At 64.3% G+C, this 19,164-nt stretch carries 18 protein-coding genes and 1 tRNA gene; 4 read left to right on the top strand and 15 right to left on the bottom strand.

Annotation, left to right across the window (positions count from 1 at the left end; translation table 11 throughout):
- Window positions 1–185: 185 nt before the first annotated feature.
- On the bottom strand, window positions 186–1,727 hold the full coding sequence (locus Q0743_RS28380) for a porin (protein WP_298244767.1): 1,542 nt from the start codon (window positions 1,725–1,727) through the stop codon (window positions 186–188).
- 653 nt (window positions 1,728–2,380) lie between these two features.
- On the opposite strand from Q0743_RS28380, the gene Q0743_RS28375 reads away from it, so the two are divergent.
- Window positions 2,381–2,473 (top strand) — tRNA-Ser (locus Q0743_RS28375).
- Between the two features lie 131 nt (window positions 2,474–2,604).
- Here Q0743_RS28375 and Q0743_RS28370 read toward each other — a convergent pair.
- The 9 genes from Q0743_RS28370 to Q0743_RS28330 form a co-directional block, all read right to left on the bottom strand.
- Window positions 2,605–2,814, bottom strand: coding sequence for a hypothetical protein (locus tag Q0743_RS28370; RefSeq protein WP_298244766.1), 210 nt, complete (start codon window positions 2,812–2,814; stop codon window positions 2,605–2,607).
- A 100-nt stretch (window positions 2,815–2,914) separates the two neighbouring features.
- Window positions 2,915–3,181, bottom strand: a complete 267-nt coding sequence (locus Q0743_RS28365) for a hypothetical protein (RefSeq protein ID WP_298244765.1) — start codon at window positions 3,179–3,181, stop codon at window positions 2,915–2,917.
- Window positions 3,182–4,764: 1,583 nt separating this feature from the next.
- Window positions 4,765–6,243 carry an Asp-tRNA(Asn)/Glu-tRNA(Gln) amidotransferase subunit GatB gene (gatB, locus tag Q0743_RS28360; protein WP_298244764.1) on the bottom strand — a complete coding sequence of 493 codons (1,479 nt, stop codon included), beginning with the start codon at window positions 6,241–6,243 and terminating at the stop codon, window positions 4,765–4,767.
- A complete protein-coding gene (locus tag Q0743_RS28355) occupies window positions 6,240–6,542 on the bottom strand; it encodes a hypothetical protein (protein WP_298244763.1) in 303 nt (100 codons plus the stop codon). The genes gatB and Q0743_RS28355 overlap by 4 nt, the downstream gene beginning before the upstream one ends.
- Window positions 6,533–8,008 carry an Asp-tRNA(Asn)/Glu-tRNA(Gln) amidotransferase subunit GatA gene (gene gatA, locus Q0743_RS28350; RefSeq protein ID WP_298244762.1) on the bottom strand — a complete coding sequence of 492 codons (1,476 nt, stop codon included), beginning with the start codon at window positions 8,006–8,008 and terminating at the stop codon, window positions 6,533–6,535. Before gatA ends, Q0743_RS28355 begins: the two co-directional genes overlap by 10 nt.
- Window positions 8,005–8,217, bottom strand: coding sequence for a hypothetical protein (locus Q0743_RS28345; RefSeq protein ID WP_212245013.1), 213 nt, complete (start codon window positions 8,215–8,217; stop codon window positions 8,005–8,007). Before Q0743_RS28345 ends, gatA begins: the two co-directional genes overlap by 4 nt.
- 23 nt (window positions 8,218–8,240) lie before the next feature.
- The gene (gene gatC, locus Q0743_RS28340; RefSeq protein ID WP_028143922.1) at window positions 8,241–8,528 is read right to left on the bottom strand and encodes an Asp-tRNA(Asn)/Glu-tRNA(Gln) amidotransferase subunit GatC; all 288 of its coding nucleotides are present in this window, start codon (window positions 8,526–8,528) and stop codon (window positions 8,241–8,243) included.
- A 92-nt stretch (window positions 8,529–8,620) separates the two neighbouring features.
- Window positions 8,621–9,697, bottom strand: a complete 1,077-nt coding sequence (locus Q0743_RS28335; protein ID WP_298244761.1) for a nitronate monooxygenase family protein — start codon at window positions 9,695–9,697, stop codon at window positions 8,621–8,623.
- A gap of 53 nt (window positions 9,698–9,750) precedes the next feature.
- A complete protein-coding gene (locus Q0743_RS28330; RefSeq protein WP_298244760.1) occupies window positions 9,751–10,725 on the bottom strand; it encodes a nitronate monooxygenase in 975 nt (324 codons plus the stop codon).
- A gap of 95 nt (window positions 10,726–10,820) precedes the next feature.
- Here Q0743_RS28330 and Q0743_RS28325 point away from each other — a divergent pair, with 95 nt between their 5' ends.
- A complete protein-coding gene (locus Q0743_RS28325; RefSeq protein WP_298244759.1) occupies window positions 10,821–11,711 on the top strand; it encodes a LysR family transcriptional regulator in 891 nt (296 codons plus the stop codon).
- Window positions 11,712–11,746: 35 nt separating this feature from the next.
- Here the strand turns inward: Q0743_RS28325 and Q0743_RS28320 are convergent, their stop codons facing one another.
- Window positions 11,747–13,969, bottom strand: a complete 2,223-nt coding sequence (locus Q0743_RS28320; RefSeq protein ID WP_298244758.1) for a DNA/RNA non-specific endonuclease — start codon at window positions 13,967–13,969, stop codon at window positions 11,747–11,749.
- Between the two features lie 291 nt (window positions 13,970–14,260).
- Window positions 14,261–14,473: a hypothetical protein gene (locus Q0743_RS28315; protein WP_298244757.1), complete on the bottom strand. Its 213-nt coding sequence runs from the start codon at window positions 14,471–14,473 to the stop codon at window positions 14,261–14,263.
- Between the two features lie 46 nt (window positions 14,474–14,519).
- Here Q0743_RS28315 and ruvX point away from each other — a divergent pair, with 46 nt between their 5' ends.
- Entirely contained in the window at window positions 14,520–15,005 is a 486-nt protein-coding gene (gene ruvX, locus Q0743_RS28310) for a Holliday junction resolvase RuvX (protein ID WP_298244756.1), read from the top strand.
- Between the two features lie 3 nt (window positions 15,006–15,008).
- On the top strand, window positions 15,009–15,938 hold the full coding sequence (locus Q0743_RS28305) for an AEC family transporter (RefSeq protein WP_298244755.1): 930 nt from the start codon (window positions 15,009–15,011) through the stop codon (window positions 15,936–15,938).
- On the opposite strand, the gene Q0743_RS28300 is transcribed toward Q0743_RS28305, so the two are convergent.
- Genes Q0743_RS28300 through Q0743_RS28290 form a run of 3 tightly spaced genes read right to left on the bottom strand, consistent with a single transcriptional unit; the run spans window position 15,935 to window position 19,106 of the window.
- Window positions 15,935–16,699 carry a type II CAAX endopeptidase family protein gene (locus Q0743_RS28300; protein ID WP_298244754.1) on the bottom strand — a complete coding sequence of 255 codons (765 nt, stop codon included), beginning with the start codon at window positions 16,697–16,699 and terminating at the stop codon, window positions 15,935–15,937. The two genes, Q0743_RS28305 and Q0743_RS28300, sit on opposite strands and share 4 nt — an antisense overlap.
- A gap of 23 nt (window positions 16,700–16,722) precedes the next feature.
- Entirely contained in the window at window positions 16,723–18,366 is a 1,644-nt protein-coding gene (locus tag Q0743_RS28295; protein WP_298244753.1) for an acyl-CoA dehydrogenase family protein, read from the bottom strand.
- Between the two features lie 20 nt (window positions 18,367–18,386).
- Window positions 18,387–19,106 carry a M15 family metallopeptidase gene (locus Q0743_RS28290; RefSeq protein ID WP_298244851.1) on the bottom strand — a complete coding sequence of 240 codons (720 nt, stop codon included), beginning with the start codon at window positions 19,104–19,106 and terminating at the stop codon, window positions 18,387–18,389.
- Window positions 19,107–19,164: the final 58 nt, after the last annotated feature.

Raw genomic sequence — 19,164 nt, 5'->3', positions numbered from 1 at the left:
ACCGATTAAACGTCGGAAATCAGCAGGTCTAACGACCTCATGGCCCGGCGATTTGTTCGGCCGGGTCTCCTTTTCCGAGTCGTCCGTCGCCTCGACCGCGAGCCATATTCTTAGCCATATCAGACAATGCAGAAAGCCCCCGGCGGTTTCCCGCCGAGGGCTCTTCGGTTTAGTTCACTAGGAACTTACCAGTTGCGCTGAGCGCGGAGCAGCAGCGTGAAGCTGTCCTGATCCTTCATCTCGTAGACAGCAGCCGGCTTAGCAGTACCGGCACTTGCCGGCGCCGCGATCAGACCAGAGTACTTCTGGTCAAGACGCGTCCAGTTGACGTCTGCCGAGAAGGTCAGGTTCTTCACCGGGGTCCAGCGGGTGATCAAACCCACCTGGCCGATGTTGAAGTTCGGATCGCAGTTGCCGGTCAGACCAAGCAGTCCAACCATGCCGGCGCAAACGGTCGCCTTACCGAGCGTGCCGTAGTTGACCGAAGCCCAAGCACCGTAGATCGCGGTGTTCCAGTAGGGATCCCAGTTGTGGGTGTAAGCACCACGGAAGCCCCAGGTCTTGATCGACTCTTGCTGACCGCCCGTGACGTAAACGGTGTCAGGAGCATTGGCAACGCCGAGGCTCTGATAAGCGCCCACGGCACCGGTGCCGCTGTACATCGCATAGTTCACGCCCGCCAGGCTCTGGAAGTTGTAGCGGGTCGCACCGTCGGTGTAGACGCCCTGGATGTTGATCACGTCACCCGCGCCGGTCGGGATGTTCTTGATCGACAGAGCCAGCTGAACCGCCCAACCCCACTTGTCGTCGGGATGGCCAGTCACTTCGGTAGCGCCGTAGTAGCCGACATGGTTGTCATGCGCAGCGACCGACGCCTGGAACAGACCCCATGCCTGGTCGACACGAACCATGCCGACGAGGTTCGGCGAACGCGAGCCGCCGATGGAGTTGGAGCCGTACGAACCGCCGATCAGGCCAGCAGCGCTGATGCCGCTCATGTTCAGGTTGCCAGCCTGGTAGTAGGCCGTCGCGTCTTCAGCCGAGAACGACGCCGTCACGCCCTGACCGAAGTCAGCGGTGTAGGTGAACTGGTTGACACCAGTGACCGTGCCGGAACCGCCGACGAGACCGTCGAAGTTGTTGCCGGGATAGTTGGTCCAGGGCGCGTCGAACTGCGACACGGCCTTACCCATGGTGAAGCCAGCGAACTGGATGAAGGCATAGTACACGCCGAGCGAACCGCCAGCGACACCGCCGTCAGACGGATTGCCGACGCCACCGAAGCCACCCGACTGAGCAGCACCGGAATACAACGTGGTGCCGGTGCCGGAGCCGGTGCCGGTGTAACCGCCAGTGGTCCAGGAGAACGTGGCGTCGAAGAAGGTACGGACGACGCCGTACTCAGTGGCGGTACGCGTGTCGATGTTGAGATCTTCACGAGCGCGCATGGTGTAGTAGTTGCTCAGGCGGTTGTGCGCACCGGCCGGAGAACCGTTCGAAGCGTTGTAAACCGAGTTGGTGCCCAGCGCGACTTCAGCGCGCAGATAACCACCCAGCTTGATGCAGGTGTCGGTGCCCGGGATGTAGTAGAAACCCGCGCCGTACAGCGAGCAGATCCTGACGTATTCGACCGCCTTGGCCTTCACGGGCAGATCGGCTGCTTGAGCTCCGCCCACGGCGATCAGACCCGCCGCTGAGCCGAGCAAAAGGCTCTTAACCAACTTCATGTTAAACCTCCAAGTTGCTCTTCAGGGAAGGTCACTGACCGGACGGCCAATTCCCCAACCCCCTCTAAATCACCGCCTTGGCCCCCTTCGCGCCTTCGGACACACCCGCATGAACGCGAGGGACTTAAGCGAATGACCTAAACGGGACGACCTCGGGATGCCCCCCTCCGTCGCTCAGTCACAATTACCGAACGTCCTTGCACACACAACAAGAGAACGCTCCGAAACGGGCCGATGAAGCTTGTTTTCCAGCGGGTGTTGCACAAATAACACGCAGATGTGATCGCAGCGCACTCGCAACATATTGTTTTTATTGTGGTTTTTAAGACGGTTCCATTCGCCGTCAAAACTCCTCACCTGGGGCAGGCCCGACCGCGCGCGCCCCTGTTGCGACGCTGAGGCGGGTCGAATCGTAGAATCAGGCCGAGACCCGAGGGCGAAATGCCGATAGGGGCGGGCCGGCTGCTCATCTACCCATCGGAGGCCCCGCCTCCGCCCCGCACCGGGCAGCGGCGACTCTATATGGAGGGCTCTATTGGGACGGCGGCGGGGAGCAAACCCCTCCGATTTCGAAAATCGCTGGGAATATTCGAGCGAAAACACGCGCTTCCAAATTGACCGGTCCAAGCAATTAGATGCATAAGGCTCGCACCGGAGAGGTGGCCGAGTGGCTGAAGGCAACGCTTTGCTAAAGCGTCATACGGTCTCAAGCTGTATCGAGGGTTCGAATCCCTCCCTCTCCGCCACCCAGCAGCAGAATCAATCGAGATCTGTGGGTTCTTTCACCTGAAAGCGGCAACGCGGCTGTTGCGAAAGCCTGGCGCAAGGATCGGCGCGGCGCGTTCGATTCGCGTCCGTCCTTATATATGTGTGCGTCTTAGCGGTGGAACCGCCAGACCCGCCAATGCGAGGGCGAAATCAGCACGGCCTCGTCGGCCCAGACGTTGAACCAGACGCCGGACCTGCGCCGGCACGGAAAGGTCCACGGCAGGATCCCCGTCTTGTGGAGCCGCCCGAGTTCCAAATCGCACTCGTCGGGCGCGATCTGAATCGGCAGCCATCGTCCATTCGTGTCGGGATCGCTCATGCCGCTCGGGTCTAGGTGGCGGCACGACGAAGAAGCTTGATTCAGCGCAACCAGGCCCACCCGTGCGAACACGGGGGTGGATGCGGATGCGCTTCTCGGTTCAGTGGGTGGAGACCCACGCCCTCGCCTCGCGCTGCGCGACCGAGATCTCGGCTTCCGACATCTGGCCCGCGACTTCCTGGCGCAGGGCCACCGCGTCCTTGCGGCCCTTCAGCGCGGCGAGGTTGAACCATTTATGCGCGGCGACGAGATCGACGAGGCCGGAGCGGCCGCTCGCCCAATAGATCCCGCGCTCGAACAGCACGTCCGACAGCGCGCTCGCGTCGATCGGCGTTGCGGTCTCCAGATCGAAAGTACCCTGAAACATAACGCATCCCCTTTTTCTTATGCCGCCTCGTTCCCCCGAGCGCGGCTCCCGTCCAATTCTGATGTGCATGACCCATCCCCGGATCATGCACTGTTCAACTCATCCCCAGGGCTTCGTGCCCGTTGCCGTTTGCCGGCTTGTTGGAGGCGATGATGGCGGGCAAATTTGAATGGCAGTTTAAGTATCGCGATGAAGCAGACGTAAACGCGCCTGCGCGCAACCTGCGCCGGGATTTCAAAAAATCCCTGATTTGCAGGCGCTTCTGTAGTTCGTCAGACTCTGTTTACCGCAGAATTTTGGGAGAACGATAACCATCGTGCACGGTGGCCCGCGTCATGTGGTTACGTTGTGTGGGGCGGATCGAAGGCGTGGCTGCGCCCATGCTGTCATTCCCCGCCACCGGGTCTCGCCTTTGGCGAGCCCGATGACAGGCTCCGGCGGGGAATCCAGTACGCCGCAGCTTATCGATTCAATCACCGCCGTCTCGGATTACTGGGTCGCCCGGTCGGAGCCCGGCGGTGACACCGGGAATGGGGAAGCGGCACGCACACAGCGCGCAATCAAGCCACAGCCTCAACCAGCCCCAAGGCCGTTCGAGCAAAGCAGCACAACCGCGTCGCGTGTCAGATCAGCAATGTCGGGAAAGGGAATGCCGGCAATACCCCGGCTTCAAGAGAACGAGGGCGTCGGCGAACACGTCAGGACCAGATCTCACGTTGGCCCGAAGGCCGCTAGTGAAATTGCGGAGCCCCGCAAGGAGAACCGCACCGAACGAAGAAAACTCGTTTCTTCTGCCGGACCGTCAAGAGAACGATCCGACCGTTGACCTGATGTCTCGCCGACACCCTCTATCGTCGACCAGAACCTCTAGGAGGCGCTGATGACGTGCCGGCTGCGAGAGCCGGCAACTTCAGAAGTCGAAGTTACTTCTTCTTCTTCGCGACCTTGCGGGTCTTCTTCGCAGTCTTCTTCACTGCGCTCTTCGCCTTCTTCGCCTTCTTCGCTTTCTTGGCCATGTTGCCCTCCGATGTGTGAGATGGCTTTAATCGCTGCATGCAGTCGCGGATCGATTGCACACCAATCCCGAATACACCAACACGACGAAAAAAACATCTTCTCACTTAAGGAAGTGTTGACGACGCAGTGCGCGTACGCCAGCCGCGTTTGATTTGCGGACACGCAGGGACACGCGTCTGCGATTGCAATTGCTTCTCGCAGCAGCGACGTCGGCGAGCGCGGCGATTTCAAAAAACTCTATGCAGCAAGTGTTATTCTGCGCGCATGCATGACGCATGGTCGGAGCGATGAAGCACGATGCGAAGCGTTCGACCGCCGCGCGAAGGCGAGTCGCGGACTCTGAGTCGCGAATTTTGGCAACGAAATTATTTTCATGCTTAACGGCGGAAGCGCTCATCGGAGCGTGTGCAAGTCGCCGTTTTTCGCGAATCGCGTGGCGGCGATTCGGTCGTCGCATCACAGTTGATCGGGATGAAGTTTGATGCCGAGGATGCGCGCAAGCGTCACATCGAGGAACGAAAGCGAGGTGACGAAACGTATCCGTCACCTCGTTCGAATGCGCGACGTCAGACGCCGAGCTTGGACTTGAGCAGGTCGTTGACGCTCTGCGGGTTCGCCTTGCCGCCCGAAGCCTTCATCACCTGGCCGACGAACCAGCCGAGCGACTGCGGCTTGTCCTTCACCTGCGCGGCCTTGTCGGGATTGGCCGCGATAATGTCGTCGACAACCTTTTCGATCGCCGAAAGATCCGTCACCTGCTTCATGCCGCGGCTTTCGACCAGCGCGCGGGGGTCGCCGCCCTCCTGCCAGACGATTTCGAACAGATCCTTGGCGATCTTGCCCGAGATCGTGCCCTCGCCGATCAGATCGATGATGCAAGAGAGCTGCTCGGCGCTGACAGGAGAGCCCGTAATATCCCGGCCTTCCTTGTTGAGACGGCCGAACAGCTCGTTGATCACCCAGTTCGCCGCCATCTTGCCGTCGCGCGCGCGGTTGCCGAGCTTGTCGAGCACGGTCTCGTAGAACACCGCGCTCTCGCGCTCGGCGACCAGCACGCTCGCATCATAGGCCGACAGGCCGAGATCGGCGACGAAGCGCGTCTTCTTCTGGTCCGGCAGCTCCGGCAGCTTCGCCTTCAGCTCGTCGACGAACGCCTGGCTGAACTCGAGCGGCAAGAGATCGGGATCGGGGAAGTAGCGGTAGTCATGCGCCTCTTCCTTGGACCGCATCGAGCGCGTCTCGCCCTTGTTGGGATCAAATCGACGGGTCTCCTGCTCGATCTGCCCACCATCCTCCAGGATCTCGATCTGGCGCCGCGCTTCATACTCGATCGCCTGGCCGATGAAGGTGATCGAGTTCATGTTCTTGATTTCGCAGCGGGTGCCGAGCGGCGCCCCGGGCCTGCGCACGGACACGTTGACATCGGCGCGCAAGGATCCCTTCTCCATGTCGCCGTCACAGGTGCCGAGGTAGCGCATGATCGAGCGCAGCTTGGTCACATAGGCCTTGGCCTGCTCGGCGTCGCGGATGTCCGGTTTCGAGACAATCTCCATCAGCGCCACGCCACTGCGGTTGAAATCGATGTAGGACAGCGACGGCGACCGGTCGTGCAGCATCTTGCCGGGATCCTGCTCCAGATGCAGCCGCTCGATCCCGATGGTGGCGGTCTTGCCGCCGTCGAGATCGACGATCACCTCGCCCTCGCCCACGATCGGAGATTGGTACTGGCTGATCTGGTAGCCCTGCGGCAGGTCCGGATAGAAATAGTTCTTGCGGTCGAACACCGAACGCAGGTTGATCTGCGCGTTGAGACCGAGCCCGGTCCGGACAGCCTGTCTGACGCATTCCTCGTTGATCACAGGCAGCATGCCCGGCATCGCCACGTCGACCAGCGAGACCTGGCTGTTCGGCTCGCCCCCGAACGCGGTGGACGCACCGGAGAACAGTTTCGACTTCGACGTCACCTGCGCATGGATCTCCATGCCGATGACCATCTCCCACTCACCGGTGGCGCCCTTGAGAAGCTTGTGCGTGGCCGTGCTCATGTCTTGCTCCCGAGCAGCGTGGCAACGATCCGCTGCCACTCCGCTTCCAATGAATCCTTTGCCGCCGCCTGGCCGGCCTGGCGGTACCAGTAGCCGGCATTGCCGAGATCGCCTTCGACGCGGTGCAGATAGGCATGCACCCAGGCCGCGTCGCGGCTGCCGTCGTCCTGAACAATCCTGTGTGCCTGATCCCAGTCGCCCTTGGCGGCCCACCACAGACCTGTGAGCGGCGCGTTCAGCTCCGGCGCGGGTGCCGCGCTGTCGAGGCTTGCGATGAAGCCGGCGACATTCACCACCACCTCGCGGGCGTGAAGCGGCCGGCCGCCTGCTCGATCACCTCGCCGAGCGAGAACAGCGTCTCCTCGTCGAAGGGACGGCCGATCAGTTGCAGGCCGAGCGGCAGACCTTGCGCGTCCTTGCCTGATGGCACGGCGATGCCCGGCAGGCCCGCCATGTTCACGGTCACCGTGAAGATGTCGTTGAGATACATCTCGACGGGATCGGCGCCGCCCTTCTCGCCGATGCCGAAGGCCGCCGACGGTGTCGCCGGCGTGAGGATCGCGTCGATGCCCTTCGCGAAGCAATCCTCAAAATCCTTCTTGATCAGCGTGCGCACTTTTTGCGCGCGCAGATAATAGGCGTCGTAGTAGCCGGCCGAGAGCACATAGGTGCCGATCATGACGCGGCGGCGCACCTCCGCGCCAAAACCTTCGGCGCGGGTATTCTCGTAGAGCTCGTTGATGCTCTTGCCCTGCTCACGCAGGCCGTAGCGGACGCCGTCATAGCGCGCGAGATTGGACGACGCCTCCGCCGGCGCCACGATATAATAAGCCGGCAGCGCGTATTTGGTGTGCGGCAGCGACACTTCGACGAGCTCGGCGCCCGCCGCCTTCAGCCAGGCCGCCCCCTCGCTCCACAGTTTCTCGATCTCGGCCGGCATGCCGTCGAGACGATACTCCCTGGGAATGCCGATCTTCATGCCCTTCACGGACTTGCCGATGGCGGCCTCGTAATCCGGCACGGGAATGTCGACCGAGGTGGTGTCCTTGGGATCATGACCCGCCATCGAGCGTAGCAGCATCGCGGCATCGCGCGTGGTGCGTGCGATCGGACCGGCCTGATCGAGCGAGGAGGCAAAGGCGACGATGCCCCAGCGCGAGCAGCGTCCATAGGTCGGCTTGATGCCGACGGTCGCGGTGAAAGCCGCCGGCTGGCGGATCGAGCCGCCGGTGTCGGTCGCGGTCGCCCCCATGCACAGCAGCGCCGCCACCGCCGAGGCCGAGCCGCCGGACGAGCCGCCCGGCACCAGCGTGGTGTTGCTGCCCTCGCGCCGCCAGGGATTGCCGACGGGACCGAAGCACGAGGTCTCGTTGGCCGAGCCCATCGCGAACTCGTCATTGTTGAGCTTGCCGAGCATCACAGCCCCGTCGCGCCAGAGCTGCGAGGTCACGGTGGACTCGTAGGTCGGCACGAAATTGCCGAGGATCTTCGAGCACGCCGTGGTGCGCACGCCCTTGGTCGCGAACAGATCCTTGATGCCGAGCGGGATGCCGGCCAGCGGGCCGCCCTCGCCCCTGGCGATCTTCTCGTCCACGGCCTTCGCCATGGCGCGCGCCTGGTCCGGCGTCTCCATCACGAAAGCGTTGAGCACGCGCGCTTTCTCGATCGCGGAAAGATGCGCGTCGGTCAGCTCGAGCGACGTGAAAGTCTTGTCGGCGAGACCCTTGCGGGCCTCGGCGAGCGTCAGCGATGTCAAATCGGTCATTTATTGATCGGGCTGCAGAAGAACGGAGACAGGGTCTTGTCGTTGGCCGGGTCGTCTTTTTTGGCGGCCGCATTCGCGGCGGCCTCGATCTCGTCGAGCACGGCATTGACGGCGACATTGGGGTCGGCAGCCTTGCCCTGCCGCTCCATCTTGTCGAGGTAGTTCATGTAGGCCTGGTAGGCCTTCTCATCGTCGCAAAGCATGCACATCGGACAACGTCCTGACTTGAAGACTACTCGACGACCTTCGGCACCAGGAAGAAGTGGCCTTCGGTCGCGGGCGCGTTGGCAACGATATCGTCAGCGATCTCGCCGTCGTCGACCACATCCTGCCGCTTCTTCATCTGCATCGGGGTGACCGAGGTCATGGGCTCCACGCCCTCGACATTGACCTCCGAGAGCTGCTCGACGAAGGCGAGCATGGCATTGAGCTCGCCCTGCAGATGCGGAACCTCGCCCTCGGAAACCGCAATGCGCGCCAGATGCGCGATGCGGCGGACGGTAGCGGCGTCGACGGACATCATATATGGCCTCTCACGGCAAAACCCAGCACGGTAAAACCTGAGTGCCGTATAGCAGAGGCCGGTTTTGCGCCGCAACCGGCGTAGCCAGCCTATCCGGCCAGCGCTTTCATGCGGGCAAGCGCCGTTTTGGCGAGATCCCGGGTCAATTCGGCCGCGGGGACCTCACGGCCCAGCGCGATGGCCTGTCCAGCCCACAGATTGGTGAAATCCACCCTGCCCTGCTTCTCGGCGGCCGCCTTGAGCGGCCCCAGCGCCGTCGCGGCGTGGGGAAACGGCGGCGCATCCGGCGAGACCGGGCCTGCCTCGCGCATCAGGCGGTTCTGGACCCCGCGCGCGGGACGGCCGGTCATGACATTGGTGATGACGGTGGAATCGTCACCCGCCTCGGCGAGCGCCTTGCGGCCGCCCGCGCTGACCTTGGACTCCGCACAGCGCAGATAGGCGCTGCCGATCTGCACGCCGGAGGCGCCGAGTGCAAAGGCCGCGGCAATGCCGCGTCCGTCGGCAATGCCGCCGCAGGCGATCACCGGCACCTTCACGGCATCGACGACCTGCGGCACCAGCGCGAAGGTGCCGGGCTGCTCGGAAATCTTGTCGGTCAGGAACATGCCGCGATGGCCGCCCGCCTCCGCGCCTTGCGCGATCACGGCATCGACGCCGTGCTGCTCGAGCCAGACCGCCTCCTTCACCGTCGTCGCCGACGAGATCACGATGCAGCCGGCCGCCTTCACCCGCTTGAGCAACGCCTGCTCGGGCAGGCCGAAATGGAAGCTGACGACTTCCGGCTTCAGCTCCTCGACGACCTCACAGAAGGCCGCGTCGAACGGCGCGCGGTTCGCGGCCGCGATCGGCGCCGCGGGATCGAGACCATGCTCGGTGTAATAGCCCGTGAGCCGCTGCTTCCAGCGCGCTTCGGCCTCGGCCGTCAGATCGACCGGCGTGTGGCAGAAGAAGTTCATGTTGACCGGCGCCTTGACGCGCTGGCGGATCAGGCCGACCTGCTCGCGCGCCTTTTCGGCCGAGATCATCGCGCAAGGGAGCGAGCCGAGCGCCCCGCCCTGCGCCGCCGCAATCACCAGCTCCGCATCCATCACACCGGCCATCGGCGCCAGCACGATCGGGAATTCGGTCTTGAAAAGGTCGATCAGTCGACGGTCAGGCCACATGGTTGTTCTCTCTCGTTTCTCTTACCCTCCCCCTCCAGGGGAGGGTAAGAACTCTATGCCGCGACCACCGAGTTGCGCCGCCCGGCAAGAAGCTGCTCAGCTTCAACCGCAATCCGCTCGACGATCTCGGCTGCGGGCGGAATATCATGAATCAGGCCGACCGCCTCGCCGGCAAAGACCGCGGCGACCTCGAAATTGCCCGCGGCCTTCGCCGCAGCATACTCGACGGCGACCTCGCTTGCGCGCTGCATGAGCTCGATCTCACGGCCGGTCCAGCGCCTGATGTGATCGTTGACCAGCGAGCGCGCGGTGAAGGGCGCCGGCCAGAACAGGCTGCGCGACCAATCGAAGATGACGCCGCGCACCGTGTCATTGCCGCCGGCGGCACGAATACGCTCCTTGGCCTCGCGCGCACCATTGGCCTCCACGCTCGCGTAGAAACGGGTGCCGATCAGGACGCCGGATGCGCCCAGCATCATCATTGCGGCGAGGCCCCGGCCGTCGGCAATCCCGCCGGCCGCGACGACCGGCACACGTCCGGCCGCGAGATCGACGATCGCAGGCACGATGTCGACCGTGGTGCGCGATGCGCCATGGCCGCCGGCTTCGGTGCCCTGCGCGATCAGGATCTCCGCACCGGCATCGAGCGCCTGCCTCGCCATGTCCTCGCTCTGCACCTGGCAGATCAGTCGTACGCCGCGCGCCTTGATGCGCGGCGCGAATGGCGCGGGATCGCCGAATGACAGCATGATGGCCTGCGGGCGAGCGTCGAGCGCGATGTCGAGCAGCTCGGGTTGTCGTGCCAGGCTCCAGGTGATGAAGCCGATGCCGAAAGGCGCAAAGCCCTTCAGCTCCGCGGCCTCCGTCTCAAGCCGGACACGGTCACCGTATCCACCACCCAGGATGCCGAATCCGCCGGCCTCGCTGACGGCGCGCGTCAGCCGGCTGCCCGCGATCGTGTCCATGGGCGCCGACAAGATCGGATGCCTGATCCCGAGCAACTCCGTCAGCGGCGTGGCAATCGGCATGAGTCCTCCCACTCTGGACAGGAAGATTAGGCGCGAATAACATTCTTCAAAATTGAATTCTACAGAACGCTGCCATCTCAAAAGAGAAACGGGACATGGAACTCAGCGATCTCCAGACTTTTGCCGCCGTGGCCCGCACCGGCGGCATCACCCGCGCTGCGGAAGAGCTGAATACCGTGCAGTCCAACGTCACCCAGCGCGTGAAGGCGTTGGAGGCCGAGATCGGCACGGCGCTGTTCGAACGTCACAGCCGCGGCATGACGCTGACCGGAGCGGGCAAGCGCCTGTTGCCTTACGCGCAACGGATGGCCGCGCTTTCGCGCGAGGCCGTGCTGGCGGCGCGCGATGACGGCGAGCCGAAGGGGCCGCTCGCGATCGGCTCGATGGAAACCACCGCGGCGGTGCGGCTGCCGTCCCTGCTCGCCGACTTCCACCGCCGCTTTCCCGCCGTGCGGCTGTCGTTGCGGACCGCGCCGACTGCCGACCTCGTTGCCGGCGTGCTCGACGGCGCGCTCGACGGCGCCTTCGTCGCGGGCCCGATCGCACATGTCGATCTCATGGCGACGAGCGCCTTCCGCGAGGAGCTGGTGCTGGTCAGCGCGCGGCGCTGGGCCTCGCTGGCCGAGCTGCGCGCAGGCACGCCGGAATCCGGCCCGACCGCGCTGGTGTTCCGCACCGGCTGCACCTACCGCCAGCGGCTCGAGCAGGTCTTCGTCGATTTCGGCTGGCCTTCCGCCGCACGCTTCGAGCTCGGCACGCTCGACGGCATGATCGGCTGCGTCGCCGCCGACATGGGCGTGACGTTGCTGCCGCGCGCGGTCGTCGAACGCAGCGCGATGAACGGCAGCGTCTCGATCCACACGCTGAGTGCTGCGCATGGGCGCGTCGAGACGCTCTTCATCCAGCGTCGCGCCGGCCATCAAACCAGCGCGCTGAGCGGCTTTGCCGCTTGCCTCAAGACCGAAGAGGACGTCATCGCGGCCTGACGCGATGACGCCCTCTCGCCCGGTCTCAGCGTGATCTACAGTCGAATGTCCTCATAGGACTCGATCCGCCGCGGGCCGACCGAGGTCGCCTCGTGCGAATCCGCATCAGCGAGATTGCCGAAATCCAGCTTGGTCAATTTCGCAAGGTCGGCGATCGAGACCTGGAAGACGCTGACGTCCTCCTCCGACATCTTTTCGCGCAGATCCACCTCCTGGATGCGATCGATGTCCATGATCAGCTTTCGCTGGCTCATCAGGAAGGCCGCCGCCTTGAGCGCGTCATCATCCTCGTTGCGCCGGATCAGGATCTTCCAGAAATATTTCGGGATCTGGACGCCCCCGAAGCTCGGATCCTTGTGCGGCCGTCCGGACGGATTGGGCAGATCCGAGCCATCGGCGTCCGGCCCGTCAAACACCGGACCGTTCATGACGATGCCCTTCTCCTCGCCTTCGAGCAGGACGTCGCGCGTGTAATCCTCCAGGCCCGCCCAGAGCTGCTTGCCCTGGTTGAACGAGAAGAACTGCGGCGAGCAGTTGGTGAAGTGGAAGGAATCGTCACCATGCTGCTTGGCCGCGGCGACGGTGTCGCCCCAGGTCGCATCAAGTCGGCGCACGAGATGACCGCGGTCGAACGGATTCTTGCTGCGGTCCGCCTCAAGGGTCGCCTGCTTGCGGTAGAACTCGTCACCGATCTGCGCATCGTCGTCGATGCGCGGATCGCGCAGCCAGGAATCGCCTTCACGCTTGCCGACGTCCTGCTGCTGGCCGCCGTCGATATTGACGCAGCTGAAGAAGGCGAGCCGGCGCTCCTTGTTCATGACGACGCTGTAGTTGAAATATTTCAGCTCGGATTGCTTGGAGCTTCCCTTCAGCGTCGCGATTTGGGACTTCTGAGCGGCCGGAATCTTCGGCAAAGGCACCGAGAATTTGCCGGTGCCGAGGAAGTTCGCCTTGTAGCCCGGACGCGATTTCAGCGTGCTCTGATCGATGTGCACGGCCTCCATGGGCAGGCCGTTGTTCGCGCTGATGTGCGGCAGCAGGCCTGCCGGCGGCGGGATCAGCGGCGTGCCGCCGTTGGGTATGCCGCCGTTCGGTGCGCCGCCATTGCCGCCCGCCGGGCTTGGTGCGGGCGGCAGCGGAGCGAACGGAATGTCCTTCCTGAGCATCGGCAGCGGCACGCGGATCGGGACCACCAGCGATGCGCCGTCGAGCGACTGCTCGACCCAGATGTTGGCGCCGAACGCAGGCACTGTCGCCGGCGCGCGAACCTTCTCGATCTCTTGCCGGGTCGGCGGCTCCTCCTCGTCCAGCACCGGCTTGATCATCGGATGCGAGCCGACGGCCACCTTGAGATCGGCAACGATCGCGCTGATCCGGATGCCTTCATTGGCGATCCAGTCGATCAGGGCCTCGTCCATCGACGGCTTCCACACCTTGCCGTCCTTGGTCAAAGTGCGGCCCTGCGCGTCCTTCCGGGGAACGCCGCTGTGATGCAGCGCGACGACCTGCCAGAACCGGTTGAACGCCGGCGAGCCCGACGATCCCGCCGTCGTGTCGGTGTTGTACCAGAGGAAGTCACCGACATATTTGAGCAGCTTGTTCTCGCGGACGCAGACCTGCTTCATCTGCCCGCTGGGGTGCTGGATGATGGTGAGATATTCGCCGGGGTCCGCCTTTCCGGGGGCGCCGCTGAGCGGCAGCCATCCGAAGTCCTCGAGGTCCTCCCCGCCCGATAGCGAGGTCGGCGCCACCGCGACGATGGAAAAATCCAGCCTGTCGTTGGTGTAGAAGAACTTGCCCGGCTCGAAGCCGAACCGCACCGGTACGCGCTCCTGCCCCGAGATGTCGAGCTCGTAGTTGAAATCGGCGATCGAATTGGCGGCCTCGGCCGGCTTGCCGAACACATGATGGTTGGTCATGAGCAGGTTCGGTCCGATCAGAAAGCCCGAGCCATAGCCGAGCAGGTTCGACTTGGGATCCCTGAGCTGGATGCGGCAGACCGAGCGCGAGGCGGCGGTCCCCTTGGCGAGATAATTGATGCTGTCGAGGTCATTGCCCTGGATGATCCGCTCCAGGCCGATCTCGGCCTTTTCCACGTCCTGCGTCTCGGCCAGCAGCTGGCGCTGGCGCAGGCGCATCTTATCGACAGTCATCTCGATCGGACCGTCGCCCAGCTTCTTGTTCAGGGCGTCCGGTGAGAACTCGGCTTGCTTGAATCGCCTTTCTGAGCCCGCGATCAGGCTTGGCTTGATGAGCATCGTGACCTCTCAAATGACTGGACGAATATTGGACAGGGTCGGGAGCGCAGTGAAAATCTGCGCCAAGGTTGCGGCACAGGCTGGATGCCGGGCGCCGCCACGCGCTCTGGAAAATTGGGGGCACGCGCCCCACACCACTTTAGCCTTATAGATTTGCCGCGCCGCAACCAGAGCGTCAATCGCGCGGCATCATGTCATGCCTGCGCCTTCACCCATGTGAGATTTCCCACAATTGATCGATGCAAGTGTGCGTCATCATTGCGCGCACGCTGCGCCCCGCCGCCGGACGGTCTAGCGCTTGAGCTGCCACCGCCGCAGCGCCACGGCGGCCCAGATCGCCTCGACCAGACCGAACGGCCAGGCGCCCTGGAGAAAGCCGTAGGCCGAGCCGAGCGCGCAGGACGCGGCGAACAGCAGGACAAACCAATGGCTGCGATCTTCCAGCGCATAGGTGACCAGCATCGCGGTGACGGCAAACAGGCCGAATATTGTCAGCGCATCCATGGTTCCGGGTTCACTCCGCGGCGCGACGCGTGATATGCGCTAGGCCATGCCGGCTCTTATCCTGCCCCTCGTCGATGCTGCAACCCACTGGCCCGCGCGCGGCGCGCTGGTCGGGCTCGATCTCGGCACCAAGACCATCGGCGTTGCCGTGTCCGATCCGGACCGGCGGCTCGCAACCGGCGTCGAGACGGTCCAGCGCAAGCAATTCAAGCAGGACGCGGCGCGGCTGCTGGCGATTGCGGCCGAACGGAAAGTGGTCGGCTTCGTGCTCGGCCTGCCCATCAACATGGACGGCAGCGAGGGTCCGCGCGCGCAATCCACCCGCGCCTTCGCCCGCAATCTTGCCGGTCTGACCGCCCTCCCCATCGGCCTGTGGGACGAGCGCCTGTCAACCGCGGCGGTCGAGCGCGAGCTGATCGGCATGGATGTGAGCCGCGCCAAGCGCGCCGAGGTGATCGACGAGCACGCCGCGATCTTCATCCTGCAGGGCGCGCTCGACCGCCTCGCCAATCTCGGTCCAGGGACCGCCTGACCGATGGCCGTCGTGATCGCGGCGCTGCTGCCGGTCTTCATCCTCATCGTGCTCGGCGTCGTGCTGAAGCGCAGCCTGATGCGGCTCGACACGCAATGGCACGGGCTGGAGCGGCTGACCTATTTCGTGCTGTTCCCGATGCTGCTGATCCAGACGCTCGTGAAGGCCGACCTTTCCAAGGTGCCGGTCGCCGGCGTCGGCGGCGCGCTGCTGCTGTCGGCGCTGGCAATGTCGCTGCTCTGCCTTGCGCTGCGCCCTGCTCTTTCGCGGCTCGGCATCGACGGCCCCGCCTTCAGCTCGATCTTCCAGGGCGCAACGCGCTGGCAGACCTTCGTGGGCCTGTCCATCTGCGCCAACATGTTCGGCGATGTCGGGCTGGCGCTCGCCTCGGTGGCGATGGTCGCCATCATCCCGCTTGTCAACGTGTTCAGCGTCGCGGTGCTCGCGCATTACGCGGCGCCCGAGAAGCAGTCCGTGCGGACCATCGTCATGACGGTGATCCGCAATCCCCTGATCTGGGCCTGCGCGATCGGGCTCGTCGTCAATGTCACCCACCTGCCGCTGCCAAAACTCTGGCACGAGGTCGCCGACGCGCTCAGCCGCTCCTCGCTCGCGATCGGCCTGCTCGTCACCGGCGCCGGCCTGCATCTCGAAGGGTTGCTGCGCCCCAGCGCCAGCGCTGCGATCGGGGTCGTCTTCAAGCTAGCGCTGATGCCGGCGCTCGCCCTCGCGCTCGCCGTCTGGTTCGGGCTGTCGGGCGAAAGCCTGGCGATCGTCGCGATCTGCTCGGCAGTCCCGACCTCCTCGAGCGCCTATGTCCTGGCACGCCAGATGGGCGGCGACGCCCCGCTATTGGCTCAGATCATCACGCTGCAGACGATCTTGGCGGCGATCACGATGCCGATCGCGATCGCGATCGCGCAGTCCATCTAGCTCCCCAACCACATCGTCAGCACCACCGCGGTGAGATTGTTCAGCGCGTGCAGCACGATGGTGAGCCAGAGCGAATTGGCGCGATAGCGCATGTAGCCGAACCACAGGCCGATGGTGAAGACTTCGGCGAGGAAGTACAGGTCGTACTGCAGGTGGACGACCGTCCAGACCAGCGATGACAGCAGGATCGCGCCGGGCACGCGCAGGAAGCTCGCCGACCAGCCGCGATAGAGGAAACCGCGCGCCAACACCTCTTCCGACATCGGCGCCGCCACCGCGAACGCAGCCAGCAGCATCAGCGCTGCGCCCTTGTCGCGGCCCGATTTCAACAGATCAGTCATGAAGCCCGGGGTCGCCTCGCGGCCGAGCGCGCGCGACATCGTCTCCCAGACCAGCACGATCAGGATGAGGCCGACCGCGCCGAACAGGAGCTGCTTCCATGACGGCCAATGCAGCGCGAGATAGTCGACGAAGGAGGCCTTCTTGATGGCGATGGCGAGCCACACGGCGGCCAGCGTTGCCGGCAGGCCCATGATCACCGACAGCGCCAGCGCCTGAGGCTCATGGCCGACCGCCTGGATCGAGGCGAGGTCCATCGGCAGGCCACGCAAAGCCGCCAGCAGAACGATGGCGCCGATCTGCCCGACGAACATCGCGACGAAGATGAAAAGGCCCCACAGCGCGGTGCCCCAGAACTTCCAGACGCGGGGCGTCACCGGCGTCACGGTCAGAGGCGGGTGGTCGGGATTGAGGGAGTCCATCAGGAGGCTTTCGTCAGGAGGGCTCACGGCAATGCCCGGGTGAGCAATGCGCGTGCATCGGCACTCTCCAGCTCCACGGCGCCGTACATGCTGGCACGATCCGCAGCAAGCCGCGTGTTCGCGAACAGTTCGGCATTGCGTGGGGAGACGCCGTTGAGCGCCGCGGCCCCGGCAAGGACGGCCAGCTTCTCGACAGCCAGCCGCGCGACGCGCTCGCCGTCGGCGCGGCGGAAAGTCTTGCCGATGAACGCGATCGTCTCCCCCGCACCGGGCAAGCCCTTGGTCTCGGCCGCGAGCGATTGCAGCACGGCCACCGCGGCCTCCGGCTCGCGCGAAAGTGCGCGGAGCACGTCGAGGCACATCACGTTGCCTGAACCTTCCCAGATCGCATTGACTGGCGACTCCCGGTAGTGTCGCGCCAGAATGCCGTCCTCGACATAGCCATTGCCCCCGAGGCATTCCATGGCCTCATAGAGGAACGGCGGCGCGCTCTTGCAGGTCCAGTATTTGATCGCGGGCGTCAGCAGCCGCATATAGGCGGCCTCGGCCGCATCATGCGGCGTGCGGTCGAAGGCGCGGCACAACCGCATCACCAGGGCCGTGCTCGCCTCGACATGCAGCGCCATGTCCGATAGCACAGCCTGCATCAGGGGCTGGTCGGCCAGATGCTTCTGGAACACGCTGCGGTGACGGGCGTGATGCAGTGCATGCGCCAGCCCCGAGCGCATCAGGCCGACGGAGGCGATCGCGCAGTCCTGCCGCGTCAGTTGCACCATCTGGATGATGGTACGGATGCCCTTGCCCTCCTCGCCGATCCTTTCGGCATAGGCGCCTGTGAATTCGACCTCGGACGAGGCATTGGAGCGGTTGCCGAGCTTGTCCTTCAACCGCTGGAACTGGATCGCATTGACCGAGCCGTCAGGCGCGAAGCGCGGCATGAAGAAACAGGTCAGCCCCTGTTCGGCCTGCGCCAGCACCAGGAACGCATCGCACATCGGCGCCGACATGAACCATTTATGGCCGGTGATGCGATAGGCTTCACCCTCGCGCACCGCGCGAGTCATGTTGGCGCGCACGTCGGTGCCGCCCTGCTTTTCGGTCATGCCCATGCCGAGCGTCATGCCGCGTTTGTCCCACCACGGCGCGAAGGTGGGATCGTAGCTCTTGGTCGACAGCACCGGCATCACCTTGCCGAGCAGGTCCGGCTGCATCGCCAGCGCACCGACGGAGGCGCGCGTCATCGTGATCGGGCAGAGATGGCCGGTCTCGACCTGGGCTGCCATGTAGAATTTGGCCGCGCGAATGACTTCGGCGGCATCGCCCGCCGGCTTGCCTTGCGCGGTCCATGTCGAATTGTGCGCGCCGGCATGGGCGCTGTGCGCCATCAGCTCGTGATAGGCCGGGTGAAACTCGACCTGGTCGCGGCGATTGCCCTTGGCGTCGAAGGTGCGCAGTTTCGGCGTGTTCTCGTTTGCGAGGCGCCCGCGATCGGCCATCGCGGCCGAGCCCCATTGCTTGCCGAACGCGGACAGTTCGCGCTCCGCCGCCGCGCCGCCATTGGCCTTCACGGCCTCGACCAGCGGCCGATCGACTGTGAACAGGTCAACGTCCTCGAAAGGCGGCGACTGGTTGAAGACCTCGTGGGTCGCAAAGCTCGGCTGGGTCATCAGGTTTCCTCGGCGCGGAATCAGTTCCGGCGCGGCTGGATCGGGAAATCATAGGCGGCCCCACCCGCCCCTGGCAGGGAAAAATGCCACCACTCCTTCGAATAGTTCACAAAGCCTTGCCTGGCCATCGCAGCGACCAGGCGCTTGCGCCATGCGCGCTGCTGCGGGCTGATCGACGGTGCCGCGGTATGGCCTTTGGTGTCGGTGCAGTCATAACCGGTGCCCATGTCGACGCTGCCTTCGGGCGCGCGCGCTTCGACTGGCGCGGTGCAATCGGCATAGGTTTTGGTCGGATCATATTTGCCGGAATTGTCGGCTTTCAGGTCGACCAAGGTGAGATCGAGCGCCGCGCCCGTCGAATGCTGCGAGCGGCTCGCGATGTAGCCGAGGCGGAACAGCTCGGTCTTGGGGATTTTTGGATTGTAGCGCCGCTCCGCCGCGGTCTCGCGACCGTTCTGCGACCATTTCACCATGTCGAGCGAAGCCCGCGCCGGCCGGTAGCAGTCAAACATCTTGAGCGAGAGATTTTGCGCGGCGAGGTCCTGCTGAACCGCCTTCAGCCGCAGCCCGACCTCCTGCTTCACCACGCATTCGCCGGCATTGTAGCCGGCGAGCGGACGGCCGACGAAATTGTTCGACGTGGCGTAGCGGATGTCCTGAATGATGGTCGGATCGATGTCGCGCAAGTAAACGAAGCCGCCGGGGAGCGATTGGGCGTGGGCGGCGGAAGCGGTCACCATCAATGCAAGCGCAATTCGAATTGATTTCACGAGATGTCTCCCGACCGTCATGGCCGGG

It is taken from the genome of uncultured Bradyrhizobium sp. (assembly GCF_936943645.1).
In the GTDB taxonomy this organism is placed as follows: Bacteria; Pseudomonadota; Alphaproteobacteria; order Rhizobiales; family Xanthobacteraceae; genus Bradyrhizobium.
This window is presented reverse-complemented; position numbering and strand designations above follow the sequence as displayed.

Coding starts and splice junctions, on each gene's coding strand:
- Q0743_RS28380 (WP_298244767.1), bottom strand. CDS start 1,727: ATGAAGTTGGTTAAGAGCCTTTTGCTCGGCTCAGCGGCGGGTCTGATC.
- Q0743_RS28370 (WP_298244766.1), bottom strand. CDS start 2,814: ATGAGCGATCCCGACACGAATGGACGATGGCTGCCGATTCAGATCGCG.
- Q0743_RS28365 (WP_298244765.1), bottom strand. CDS start 3,181: ATGTTTCAGGGTACTTTCGATCTGGAGACCGCAACGCCGATCGACGCG.
- gatB (WP_298244764.1), bottom strand. CDS start 6,243: ATGAGCACGGCCACGCACAAGCTTCTCAAGGGCGCCACCGGTGAGTGG.
- gatA (WP_298244762.1), bottom strand. CDS start 8,008: ATGACCGATTTGACATCGCTGACGCTCGCCGAGGCCCGCAAGGGTCTC.
- Q0743_RS28345 (WP_212245013.1), bottom strand. CDS start 8,217: ATGTGCATGCTTTGCGACGATGAGAAGGCCTACCAGGCCTACATGAAC.
- gatC (WP_028143922.1), bottom strand. CDS start 8,528: ATGTCCGTCGACGCCGCTACCGTCCGCCGCATCGCGCATCTGGCGCGC.
- Q0743_RS28335 (WP_298244761.1), bottom strand. CDS start 9,697: ATGTGGCCTGACCGTCGACTGATCGACCTTTTCAAGACCGAATTCCCG.
- Q0743_RS28330 (WP_298244760.1), bottom strand. CDS start 10,725: ATGCCGATTGCCACGCCGCTGACGGAGTTGCTCGGGATCAGGCATCCG.
- Q0743_RS28325 (WP_298244759.1), top strand. CDS start 10,821: ATGGAACTCAGCGATCTCCAGACTTTTGCCGCCGTGGCCCGCACCGGC.
- Q0743_RS28320 (WP_298244758.1), bottom strand. CDS start 13,969: ATGCTCATCAAGCCAAGCCTGATCGCGGGCTCAGAAAGGCGATTCAAG.
- Q0743_RS28315 (WP_298244757.1), bottom strand. CDS start 14,473: ATGGATGCGCTGACAATATTCGGCCTGTTTGCCGTCACCGCGATGCTG.
- ruvX (WP_298244756.1), top strand. CDS start 14,520: ATGCCGGCTCTTATCCTGCCCCTCGTCGATGCTGCAACCCACTGGCCC.
- Q0743_RS28305 (WP_298244755.1), top strand. CDS start 15,009: ATGGCCGTCGTGATCGCGGCGCTGCTGCCGGTCTTCATCCTCATCGTG.
- Q0743_RS28300 (WP_298244754.1), bottom strand. CDS start 16,699: ATGGACTCCCTCAATCCCGACCACCCGCCTCTGACCGTGACGCCGGTG.
- Q0743_RS28295 (WP_298244753.1), bottom strand. CDS start 18,366: ATGACCCAGCCGAGCTTTGCGACCCACGAGGTCTTCAACCAGTCGCCG.
- Q0743_RS28290 (WP_298244851.1), bottom strand. CDS start 19,106: ATGGTGACCGCTTCCGCCGCCCACGCCCAATCGCTCCCCGGCGGCTTC.